This is a genomic window from Streptomyces sp. NRRL F-5650, assembly GCF_000721365.1.
Classification (GTDB): domain Bacteria; phylum Actinomycetota; class Actinomycetes; order Streptomycetales; family Streptomycetaceae; genus Streptomyces; species Streptomyces ardesiacus.
Genome location: NZ_JOGV01000045.1, coordinates 45,929 through 57,017, shown reverse-complemented (window position 1 = coordinate 57,017; position 11,089 = coordinate 45,929). Strand labels below are relative to the sequence as shown.

11 protein-coding genes are annotated in these 11,089 nt (G+C 73.8%); 6 read left to right on the top strand and 5 right to left on the bottom strand.

Annotation, left to right across the window (positions count from 1 at the left end; genetic code table 11):
- Together IG88_RS0130735 and IG88_RS39255 are read left to right on the top strand one after the other, a co-directional pair.
- A partial coding sequence (locus IG88_RS0130735; protein ID WP_199807520.1) for a cbb3-type cytochrome c oxidase subunit I occupies positions 1–550 on the top strand: 550 nt, incomplete at its 5' end.
- Positions 547–921 carry a hypothetical protein gene (locus IG88_RS39255; RefSeq protein WP_031048333.1) on the top strand — a complete coding sequence of 125 codons (375 nt, stop codon included), beginning with the start codon at positions 547–549 and terminating at the stop codon, positions 919–921. The genes IG88_RS0130735 and IG88_RS39255, both read left to right, overlap by 4 nt.
- Before the next feature lie 48 nt (positions 922–969).
- On the opposite strand, the gene IG88_RS43895 is transcribed toward IG88_RS39255, so the two are convergent.
- On the bottom strand, positions 970–1,962 hold the full coding sequence (locus tag IG88_RS43895; RefSeq protein ID WP_031048330.1) for a zinc-binding dehydrogenase: 993 nt from the start codon (positions 1,960–1,962) through the stop codon (positions 970–972).
- Between the two features lie 210 nt (positions 1,963–2,172).
- Between IG88_RS43895 and IG88_RS0130720 the strand changes: the two genes are divergently transcribed.
- Positions 2,173–3,681 carry a carboxylesterase/lipase family protein gene (locus IG88_RS0130720; protein WP_031048327.1) on the top strand — a complete coding sequence of 503 codons (1,509 nt, stop codon included), beginning with the start codon at positions 2,173–2,175 and terminating at the stop codon, positions 3,679–3,681.
- A gap of 36 nt (positions 3,682–3,717) precedes the next feature.
- On the opposite strand, the gene IG88_RS0130715 is transcribed toward IG88_RS0130720, so the two are convergent.
- From IG88_RS0130715 to IG88_RS0130705, 3 genes are all read right to left on the bottom strand, one after another.
- Positions 3,718–5,367, bottom strand: coding sequence for a TlrC/CarA/OleB/SrmB family ABC-F type ribosomal protection protein (locus tag IG88_RS0130715; protein ID WP_031048324.1), 1,650 nt, complete (start codon positions 5,365–5,367; stop codon positions 3,718–3,720).
- 249 nt (positions 5,368–5,616) lie between these two features.
- Positions 5,617–6,840: an MFS transporter gene (locus tag IG88_RS0130710; protein ID WP_031048322.1), complete on the bottom strand. Its 1,224-nt coding sequence runs from the start codon at positions 6,838–6,840 to the stop codon at positions 5,617–5,619.
- An 80-nt stretch (positions 6,841–6,920) separates the two neighbouring features.
- Positions 6,921–7,496, bottom strand: coding sequence for a helix-turn-helix domain-containing protein (locus tag IG88_RS0130705; RefSeq protein WP_031048318.1), 576 nt, complete (start codon positions 7,494–7,496; stop codon positions 6,921–6,923).
- A 552-nt stretch (positions 7,497–8,048) separates the two neighbouring features.
- On the opposite strand from IG88_RS0130705, the gene IG88_RS0130700 reads away from it, so the two are divergent.
- The gene (locus tag IG88_RS0130700; protein ID WP_031048315.1) at positions 8,049–8,756 is read left to right on the top strand and encodes a B3/4 domain-containing protein; all 708 of its coding nucleotides are present in this window, start codon (positions 8,049–8,051) and stop codon (positions 8,754–8,756) included.
- Between the two features lie 19 nt (positions 8,757–8,775).
- Here the strand turns inward: IG88_RS0130700 and IG88_RS0130695 are convergent, their stop codons facing one another.
- Complete coding sequence (locus tag IG88_RS0130695; protein ID WP_031048313.1) at positions 8,776–9,381, bottom strand: dihydrofolate reductase family protein; 606 nt, start codon at positions 9,379–9,381, stop codon at positions 8,776–8,778.
- Between the two features lie 61 nt (positions 9,382–9,442).
- On the opposite strand from IG88_RS0130695, the gene IG88_RS0130690 reads away from it, so the two are divergent.
- Positions 9,443–10,162, top strand: a complete 720-nt coding sequence (locus IG88_RS0130690) for a transcriptional regulator (protein WP_234332379.1) — start codon at positions 9,443–9,445, stop codon at positions 10,160–10,162.
- Between the two features lie 27 nt (positions 10,163–10,189).
- Entirely contained in the window at positions 10,190–11,086 is an 897-nt protein-coding gene (locus tag IG88_RS0130685; RefSeq protein ID WP_051852131.1) for an aminoglycoside phosphotransferase, read from the top strand.
- Positions 11,087–11,089: the final 3 nt, after the last annotated feature.

Below are 11,089 nucleotides of genomic sequence, written 5' to 3'. Positions count from 1 at the left end.
CGTGGTGGCGCACTTCCACTACGTGGTGTTCGGCACCGTCGTGTTCGCGATGTTCGCCGGATTCCACTTCTGGTGGCCCAAGTTCACCGGCAAGATGCTCGACGAACGCCTCGGCAAGATCACCTTCTGGACGCTGTTCCTCGGGTTCCACGGCACGTTCCTGGTCCAGCACTGGCTGGGCGCCGAGGGCATGCCCCGCCGTTACGCCGACTACCTCGCATCCGACGGGTTCACCGCCCTCAACACGATCTCGAGCATCGCTTCCTTCCTGCTGGGCCTGTCCATGCTCCCGTTCCTCTACAACGTGTGGAAGACGGCCAAGTACGGCAAGCCGGTCGGCGTGGACGACCCGTGGGGCTACGGCCGTTCACTGGAGTGGGCGACCTCCTGCCCGCCGCCGCGCCACAACTTCTGCACCATGCCCCGCATCCGCAGCGAATCGCCCGCCTTCGACCTGCACCACTTCGAACTCACCTCCCTGGACCAGAAGGAGAACACCGGCCAGCGCGACGTCATCGACGTGGCGGGCCACGAGGGCGAACGGTCGTGACCGGCGGTGAGCGCCCGCGCCGCCCGGCCGGTGACGCCGCGTCCATCGCCACGCAGGCGGAGGGGTTCCTGCGGGCCCAGGCCTACTGCGACGAGGCCCGCGAGGAAGCGCGGGCGCTGTGCGACCGCATGCCGTGGATGACCACGGCCCAGGCCGACGACTTCACGCGGCACTACGTCGACCATCGGCTGACCCTGATGCGCACCATGCTCGGCGTGACCGTGGCACGCGCCGGCGAACTGCGCGAGGAGTACGAAGGGCGCTATCTCCACCTGCGCCGCAGGCTGCTCAGGCGGCACGTGACGTGGCTGTCGGTCGTGCTGGCGTCCGCCACGGGCCTGCACGCGGCGGCCTGGATCTGGCTGCGGTAGCCGGGGCGACGGCTTCCCGGGGGCGGCACCGGCACAGGTGCCCCGATGTCACTGCGCGAAGGACTGCTGCTGCTCGCCCCCGATCAGCAGCAGTGACTTGCCCACGGTGGTGCGCGCGGCCAGGGCGCGGTGCGCGTCGGCGGCCCGCGCCAGCGGGTACGTGGCGCCGATCACCGGGCGCAGGCCGCCCTCGGCGGCCGCCGCCAGAACCTGGCCCAGCGCTTCCCCGACGGTCTCCTGGTCCGGCGGACCGTCCGCGAGCGGCGTGAGCAGCCGGATGCCCCGGCGGGCGGCCTCCTCCGGGTCCGGGGCGGCGAAGCCGTCGGCGCTGCCGTAGGTGACGAAGCGCCCGCCGTCCGCGAGCGCGTCGACGGCGGCCGTGCCCAGCGCCCCGCCCGCGCCGTCGTAGACCAGGGCGGCGCCGCCGCCGGTCGCCTCCCGCACCCGCCCGGTCCAGTCCGCCCGTGTGTAGTCGACGACGGCCTCGGCGCCCAGGTCGCGCGCCAGGGCCCGTTTGGCCTCGCTGGAGGCGGCGGCCACGACCCGGGCTCCGGCCTCGACGGCCAACTGCACCAGCAGAGTGCCGGCCCCTCCGGCCGCCGACGAGACCAGGACCCACTCTCCTTCGCGGGGTGCTCCCAGCCGCCGCAGGCCGAGCGCGGTCACGCCGTCGTGCACCAGCGCGGCCGCCGTCTCGACGGCCAGCCCGTCGGGGACGGGCACGATCTCCTTCTCCCCCGCGACGACCCGTTCGGCGTATCCGGTGCCGGTGCGTACGGCCACACGCCGGCCGGTCCAGGCCGGGTCGACGCCGTCACCGACGGCCAGCACCTCTCCCGCCCCGCCGCCACCGGGCACATACGGCGGCGTGCGCGGGAAGATGTCCTGTCCCCACCCGGAGCGCAGCAGGGTGTCGAGGAAGATGACGTCGGCGGCGAGCATGCCGACGACGACCTGTCCGGGGCCGGGCACCGGATCGGGCAGGACCACCGGGGTCAGCACCTCGGGACCACCGAACGCGACGGCTTGGACGGCATGCATGAACAGCACCTCTCGTTGAGGACGGCGTCCCGGACAGCCTCCGACCTCAAGTCAGGTCGAGGTCAAGGGGAGTTGTCTGTTCTCCCCCTCGGGTCCGGGATTGACACCGCCGGTGCGTCAGTCCGGCCGAACCCGGTGTTGGCCCGGGCCCGCCGGGCGGTGCGAAGCTGTGGTCCCGGACCCGTCGGCATGTGACGAGAGGCATTCCCCGTGGACATCTTCAGTACGGCAGACGGTGCGGTCCGCGGGTTCCGGCCCTCCGAAGACGTCGTCGCCGTCCTCGGCATCCCCTATGCCGCCCCGCCGTTCGGTGCCGACCGCTTCCGGGAGCCGCGTCCGGTGACGCCGTGGAGCGGAGTGCGGGAGTGCGGGCGATTCGGTCCGGTCGCCCCGCAGTCGGCGGAACTCCCCGGGGCTCCGGTGTGGTCCCCCGGCGACGAGGACGTCCTCAGCGTCAACGTGTGGACACCGGCCTCGCGCAGTGGCCCCTTGCCGGTTCTGGTCTGGATACACGGCGGCGCCTACACCTTCGGCTCGTCGGCCCAGCCGGACTTCGACGGGTCGGTGCTGGCCCGCGCCGGACTGGTCGTGGTCACGCTCAACTACCGCATCGGTTTCGAGGGCTTCGGTCATGTCCCCGCGGACGGACGGACCGCCCGTCCGGACAACCGGGGGCTGCTCGACCAGGTGGCCGCTCTGCGGTGGGTGCGTGAGAACATCGCCGGCTTCGGCGGTGATCCCGGCAACGTCACCGTCGCCGGTCAGTCCTCCGGGGCGGCCTCGGTCGCCTGTCTGATGGTGATGGACCGGGCCCGCGGCCTGTTCCGCCGCGCCATCGCGCACAGCCCCGCCAGCCCCTGCTGCACGCGCGACATGGCGGCGGCCACCACCCGGGAGGTCGCTGCCGCCGCCGGCTGCCCGGCCACGTCGGCGGGCCTGCTGTCCGCCACTCCGCAGGCGCTGGTCGCCGCGGCCGACCGGGTGGTCGACGACTACCGGCGCGACCCCGCCTCCGGCTCCCGTCACTACGACCCCTCGCTCTACGCCCCCGTACTCGACGGCGACGTCCTGCCCACCGACCCGCTCACGGGAATGGCGGCCGGCGCGGCCCGGGACGTGGACCTGCTGGTCTGCCACACCACGCAGGAGTACTGGCTGCTGGACGCCGTCGGCAGCAGCGCCAAGGTCACCACGGAGCAACAACTCGCCCAATTCGCCGAAGACTTCGGCCTGCCCGACGGCCTGGTCGCCGGATACCGCGCCGCCATGCCGCAGGCTCCGGTCCTCGACGTCTACCTCGCCGTCTACGGCGACCTGCTGTTCGGCGAGTACAGCAACCGGCTCGCCGAACTCCACGCCCGGACCGGCGGCCGGACCTTCCTGTCCCGTTTCGACCGGCGGCGCACCGGCCCGCACGGTGTCGTGCGGGCCTGGCACTGTGCGGACGTTCCGTTCGCCTTCGGCAACCTGGACGACGAGCGCCTGTCCTTCCTCATCGGCGGCGCGCCCACCCCTGCCGACCGGGCACTGGCAGGCCGCATGGTGCGCGCCTGGGCCGGCTTCGCGGCCACCGGCGACCCGGGCTGGTCACCGGTGGGCGACTGCGCCACCGAGGTCAGGACGTGGACGGCCGACGGCGACACCGATGCCGACGACCGGTCCACCGACGGGATCAGGGCCCTGTGGGCCGAGGCCGACTTTCCGCTCCTTCGGCCGTGAGCGCGCCCGGGGCGGGCCCTTCTCCACGGCCGCCCGTCACCCGGCTCGGACGCGCGCCGTCCCCGGCAGTTCCAGGTGCTCGCCCTCGAACCGGGACCGTAGCGCGCGGTCGTGCGTGACCAGCACGATCGCGCCGGGAAACCCGGTCAGCGCCTCCTCCAGTTCCTCGACCAGCGCCGGTGACAGGTGGTTCGTCGGCTCGTCGAGCAGCAGGAGGTCGGCGGGCTCCGAGACCAGCCGGGCCAAATCCACGCGGCGGCGCTGTCCGTACGACAGCTCGCCGATGCGCAGGCGCAGTTCCGACGGGCGGAACAGCCCCAGGGCGAGCAGGGCGTCGGCGTGTTCGTCGGCGCAGCCCACGCGGCCCCGACCGAACGCCTCGGCCACCCTCCAGTCCGCCGGCCACGGCGTCTCCTCCTGGCGCAGATGACCCACCCGGGCCGGCACCCGCACCTCGCCCTCGTCCGGCCGTACTTCACCGGCGAGCAGCTTCAGCAGCGTCGTCTTGCCGGCGCCGTTGGGGCCGGTGACGAGGAGGCGTCCGCCGCGGCCGAGGCCGAGGGAGTCCAGGCACAGGCGATCCCCCACCCGCACGTGCGACAGGTGGACGACCGGCTGCTCCGGGGAAACGGTCCCGGTGCCCGCCGGGGGCTCTCCCGCCGCGGCGAGGCACGCCGTGAGGACGAGCGGGTCCGGCGGCGGTGCCACCGGGTTCCCGGTGAGCCGCTCGACCCGCTCACGGGCGTTGCGCACGCGGGACATCGCGCCGTGTGCGCGGCCTCGGGCCCGGAAGCCGCCGTGGCCGAAGTTGGCCGGCGACGCCTTGCGCGGGACGGCGTGGAGACGGACGGCGTGGCCGGCGGCCAGCCGCTCGTTGCGCGCCAGTTCGGAGCGCCACTCCTCGTACTCCTGGAGCCGGCGGCGACGCTCCGCCGCCTTCGCCGTGCGGTAGCCCCGGTAGCCGTCGCCGTAGCGGGTGACCCTTCCGGCCTCGGCCTCCAGGACGGTGGTGGTCAGGCGTTCCAGGAAGACCCGGTCGTGGGTGACCGCGAGCACCGTGCCGCGGTGTGCGCGCAGTTGGTTCTCCAGCCAGTGCACGGCCCGGTCGTCCAGGTCGTTCGTCGGCTCGTCCAGGAGCAGGATCTCCGGGCGGCCGGCGAGGACGCCCGCCAGCGCCAGCCGGGAGCGTTCGCCCCCGGAAAGGGTGCCGAGCCGGCGTTCCCGGCGGAGCGCGGGCAGTCCGAGGTGGTGCAGGGCGATGTCCACCCTGGAGTCGGCGTCGTAGCCGTCCCGGGCCTCGTAGCGTGCGAGCAGCGCGGCGTAGGCGGCGAGTGCCGCCGGGTCCTCGCCATTCCCGAGCCGCTGCTCGGCCCGGCGCAGTTCGGCCTCCAGCGCGCGCAGGTCGGCGAGGGCCAGGTCGACGGCGTCCTGGACGGTGGCGGTCGGGGGCAGGGGGATGGACTGCGGCAGGTAGCCGATCCCGCCGGCGGCGGTGACGGTCGTCGCGCCGCTGTCCGGGCGTTCCACACCCGCGGCGATCCTGAGGAGGGTGGACTTGCCGGCGCCGTTGTCACCGATCAGTCCGGCCTTCTCGCCCGGCTTCAGCGTGAAGGTGACCCGGTCCAGGACGGTGCGGCCGGGGTAGCGCTTGGTGACGTGGTCGAAGGTGAATTGTGAGGTGTGCAAGGCGGGGTCCCTCCTGGCCGTGTCCGTCGACGGTCCGGCCGGATCGGGGTGGGATGGCTGCGCGGCGGGGCGCGGCGACGGCGGAGCGGTGCTCCACGCCGTCGGCGCCGGTGATCTCACAGGGAACCCATGCGGAGGACGGTACGGCACGGCCCGCCCCTTGGCAAGACGATACGTCTCGCCTTGTTGATTGGACGGGTGGGCGGCGGGTGGGCAGCGGGCGCCCGCGGTCGTCGTGGGCGGGTCGGCCTACTCGGAGCGGGCGCGGGAACGCACTCGCGGCGCCCCGGACGGCTGCGTGCGGGTGAGGGCGACCGCGAGGACCGCGACTCCCATCACCGCGGACATCACGGTGAAGCCTGCCGCGAAGGTGGCGGCCTGCGCCGCCAGGCCCAGCGCGAGGGAGCCGAGTCCGGTGCCGGCGTCGTAGCCGATGTTCCACGCCACCGAGGCCGCGTGCCGGTTCTCCGTGCCCGCGAGGTCGAACGTCCGGACCAGGGTGAGGCTCTGGAGCCCTCCGTAGGCGGCTCCGAGCAGGAGCAGCCCGGTGAGCAGGGGAAGGGCGCTGGCGCTCGCCGAGCCGACGGCCACGGCGATCAGCGCCAGCCCTGCGCAGGCGGTGGCGGCCAGGAGGGCGGTGATCGGCCGCTGCGCGATGCGGTCGGCGAGTTCGCCGCAGCCCCAGCGGGCCACGGCGGCGGTGGCGGTGAGGGCGAGCAGCCCCGTGGCCGCGAGCGCGGGGCTGTCCGTGAACTGGGGCGCGAAGGTGAGCACCGCCCCGCCCGCCGCGGTGACCAGGAGCAGAACGGTGAGCGGGAGGAGGATGCGCCGCAGCACCGTGGTCGCGCGGCCGGGGTGCGGGGCGGGGCTCTCCTGGGCGGGCGGACCGTCCGTGCGGGCCTCGACGGTGCGGCCGAGGGACCGGGTCCAGGGCAGCGCCAGGACGGGGAGAACGCCGCAGGCGATGATCGCGGGCAGGGCGAAGGTCCCCATCAGCCAGGGGGCCGCCGGGGTGAGGACGACCTGGGGCAGCGCGACGGCGAGGCCGTAGAGGCCGATGGCCGCACCCTGACGGCCGCGCGGGGCCAGGGCGGCCGCGGCGGTGGCACCGCAGACGGTGACGATGCCGAAGCCCGCTCCGCGCAGTGCGGTCGTCACCAGGATGGGCACCAGGTGGTCGCTAAGGCTCTGCAGCAGGGCGGGCAGGCCGAGGAGGAGGGCGCCGAGGGCCAGGGTGCGGGGCCAGCCGATCGTGCGCAGCGTCGCCCTGACGCACAGTTGGGCCAGCACGGTGGCGCCCATCAGGACGGCCGTGACGAGTCCGGCACCGAACTCGTCGGCGCCCCCGGCGACGGCCCAGGCCGGTGAGACGGGCAGCAGGAGGGCGAGGCCCGCGAAGCAGAAGCCTCCCACCGTCAGGAGGTGGGGTATGCCCGGGGTCCGCAGGACGGATTCCGTCGCTCGTTCAGACATGGCTCTCGCAGACATGGATCTCGGCTGTCCTTGGTCGTCGGGGCTGTCGGGGCTGTCGGGGCGCACGCGGAACGCGACGCTCAGCCCGGGCCGGGCGGCAACTGGACGGTCATGACCAGGTGGCAGGCCGTGTCGCCCGCGCCGCGGTAGGTGTGGCTCACGTCGCCGTCGAAGGTGGCGGTCTGCCCCGCTTCGACGGCGTGCTCGACGCCGTCGACGACCAGGACCATGCGCCCCTCGGTGACGCTGACGGTTTCGACCACCCCGGCCTGGTGGGGGTGGCTCGGGTACCCCTCGCCGGGCTGGAGCTTCCAGCGCCAGACCTCGACGGGAGCCGGGCCGGAGGTCGTCAGCATCAGCCGGGCCTCGCTGCCCCGCGGCCCCGCCCACAGCGGCATCACGGTGTCGCCGGACACGACCCGGACGCGCTCCCGCGCCGGCCCCTCCATCAGGGCGGACACCGAGACCCCGAGGGTGTCGGCCAGCCTCACCAGGGTGGCGAAGTTCGGATTCCCCTGCGCCTTCTCCAGCGCGACCAGGGACCCCTTGCTGACCTTGGCGCGCCGGCCGAGTTCGTCCAGGGACAGTCCGGCGCGGGTGCGGGCCGCGCGGACGTTGTGCGCGAGCGTCCGCAGGGCCGCCTCGGTCTCGGCCATCGCTGTCGCCCTCCCGGGACCGGTCGGTGTGCTGCACCACACGGTCGCTCAGTTGACCCGCCGCGGTCGGTGCGATGTACGGTGCAGTCGTTCCACTGATGGTAGGGGATGCGCCGTCCCGTGACGGATGCGCCTCCCCGCCGCGACCGACTCCCGCGCCCGGAGGACCCTTCGATGTTCATCCAGCCCTGGGACGCCGCCCTGGACGATGCCGAGTGGCAGACCTCGATCGCCGACGGCCACGACTCCGGCCTGCTCGGCCTCAGGGCGACCACGCCCCCCTCGTCCCCGGCCGGGCCCGTACGGGCGGCGGTTGCTGCCCGGCGTCCGCGGCCTGCGCCGGGACGTGACCGGCATCCGGGCGAAGTAGGCGTACGACGCCCACAAGCCCGTCGAGCAGCGCGCCGGCACCGCCCGCGGGCTCACCGGGCGCGGTGAGGGACCCGACGTGCCCACCGCCGCGGCCCGGCAGCTCCGCCGCCTCGACCGCATCGGCCCCTGGCGGGCCTGACCCCGCACCCGCCCGCTCTTCCGGATCGGATCTCCTTCACCATGTGCACCTTCCGCCTCAGCCCCGCCGTCGCCGACGCCTTTCCCGGCACCCTCGTCGCCGTCGTCACCGCAACCGGTCTGCGCGGCCGCGAGCCCTGGCCCGCCACCGGCACCGCCCTGGAGGACCTGGAGCAGCGGCTCGCCGACGGCACCTGGGCCCCCGCCGACGAAAGCGACCCCCGTATCGAGGCATGGCACAGCGCCTACCGGAGCTTCGGCACCAACCCCCGTCGCGTCCGCCCCAGCGTGGACGCCCTCGGACGCCGCCTCGCGAAGAAGGGCTCCCTGCCCCGGATCAACCCGGCCGTCGACTCCTACAACTCCGTCTCCGTCCGTCACGGTCTTCCCGCCGGCGCCTTCGACCTCGACCACGTCACCGGTGACGTCGACATCCGTCACGCCGACGGCACGGAGACCTTCACGCCCCTCGGGGAACCGGGCACCGTCGAGCACCCGAGGGCGGGCGAGATCGTCTACATGGACACCACGGGGGTCCTCACCAGGCACTGGAACCACCGCGACGCCCACCGCACCCGCGTCACCGAGGACTCCGCGCGCGTCGCCTTCGTCCTCGAAACCCTCCGCGCCGCCTCCGACACCCACCTCGTCGAGACCGCCGCCGGTGAGCTGCGCGACCTGCTGATCCCGCACGCCGACCGGACCGAGGTGCACCTCCTCACCCCCGAGCGGCCGCACGCGGCCCTGTGAGCCGAGATCCTCCGGGGCCCTAGTAACTGTCGTACGTCGGCTCACCGTTGGTCCGGTAGACGCCGATGACGGTGCCGCCCTTCGTCGTCGAGACACGGACCGGCTCCAGCGCGGTGGGAACGGCTCCGCCGGCGAACAGCCGCTTGCCGGTCCCGATGATCACCGGGTGGATGGTCAGCCGGTACTCGTCGACGAGGTGGTGCCGCATGAGGGTCTGGGCCAGGTCACCACTGCCGACGACGAAGACGTCACCGCCGTCGGACGCCTTCAGCGCGCGTACGGCGTCGGCGGCGTCGCCCTCCAGCAGCGTGGAGTTCTGCCACTCGACGGACGTCAGGGTCCGGGAGGCCACGTACTTCCGCATGCCGTTCATCCGCGAGGTGAACGGATTGCCCGGATCGGCCGTCGGCCAGTAGGACGCGAAGATCTCATACGTCCTGCGGCCGAGCAGCATCGAGTCGCACTGCTCGTACCAGCCCGCGACGGCCGCACCCACCTCGTCGTCGTCGGCCGGCTTCTGCCAGCCACCGTGCTCGAAGCCTCCCTCGCCGTCCTCGTCCGGCCCGCCCGGCGCCTGCATGACGCCGTCCAGTGTCAGGAACGTGCAGACGATGATCCTGCGCATGGTGTGCTCCCTCCGTAGCGTGTACGAGGGGGCAGACCGCACGACCGCACGGAACTCATCGGTGGCCGGGCGCAAGCTCCCCGCTCTCCAGGCAACCTCCCCCGCCGTTCTCGAAGCGCTGGCCCGCACTCTCCGGCTCGACGAGGCCGAACGCGCCCACCTGCTCAACCTCGCCCATGCCGCGGACGGCTCGAACGTCCTCACGCGCCCGCCCCGCCGCACCCCGCAGTGGAAGGCGCACCGGAGCCTGCAGTGGGTCCTGGACGCCGTCACCGCCGGACCGGCCTTCGTCCGCAACGGCCGTATGGACGTGCTCGCCACGAACCGGCTGGCCCGCGCGCTGTACGACGACGTGTGCGCCACGCCGCACAACCAGGCGAACCCGGCCCGCTTCAACTTCCTCGACCCCGCCTCGCGCCGCTTCCACCCGGACCGGGACACGGCCGCCGACATCGCCGTGTCGATCCTGCGTACGGAGGCGGGCCGCAATCCGCACGACAAGGACCTCCACGACCTCGTCGGGGAGCTGTGCACCCGCAGTGACGACTTCCGCACCCGCTGGGGCGTCCACAACGTCCGCCACCACGGCACCGGGAGCAAGCTCTTCCACCACCACGCCGTCGGCGATCTCACGCTCGCCCACGAAGGGCCGGAGATGACCGCCGAACCGGGCCTCACCCTCACCGTCCAGACCGCCGAGCCGGGCTCGCACTCCGAGGAGTGCCTGCGTCTCCTCGCGACGTGGGCCGCCACCCGGGACGCCGTCGCGGCGGAAAAGTAGGTGCGCCCGGCACGGGGAGCCGTCAGGATGCCCGGTGTGACCGAGCTGCCGGGCGACGCCGTCCCCTCCCATGCCGTCCTCGACGCGTTCGGCGTCGAGGGGGTTCCTGTTCCGCTGCCGGGCGGGCAGGGGCGGAGCGTGCTCGTCGGCGGGGCCGTGTTCAAGCCCGCCGAGGGGTCCGACGACGAGGTCGAGTGGGCCGCCGCCCTGTTCGAGAGCCTGGCGCCGGACAGTGGCTTCCGGGTCCCGCTGCCGCTGCGGGCCGCGGACGGCCGGAGCGTCGTGGGGGGCTGGACGGCCAGTGAGTTCCTGACCGGCGAGCCCGGCCCGAGCGGGCACTGGGCCGGTGTGCTCGCGGCCGGCCGTGCCTTCCACGCCGCCCTTGGCGCGGTGCCCCGGCCCTCCTTCCTCAGCCGGGCCACGCATCCGTGGGCGGTGGGCGACCGGGTCGCGTGGGGCGAGCAGGACGTCGACGTGATCGATGATCTCGCCGCGTCGTTCTCGGTCCTGCGGGAGCTGCGGCGGCCGGTGCGGCAGGACGGCGCCCAGCTCGTTCACGGCGACCTCGCCGGCAATGTGCTCTTCGCCGAGGGCGAAGCGCCCGCGGTGATCGACTTCTCGCCGTTCTGGCGGCCTCCGGTGTTCGCGGAGGCCGTCGTGGTCGTGGACGGTCTGCTGTGGTTCGATCTTCCGCCCGGTCTGCTGACCGGTGGCGGCGGCACACCCGACTGGCAGCAGATGCTGATCCGCGCGCTGATCTTCCGGCTCGTGGCGCAGAGCGAACTGACGGGGCCGTCGGCACCGGCTCGGCCCGGTGAGCGGGAGCGGTACGCGAGGGCGGTCGACGCCGTGGTGCGGGCCGGCGACCCGGCCGGGCCGGCGGTCACGGTGCGCGACCGCCGGCTCCTCCGCCCGGGGCGCTGACGC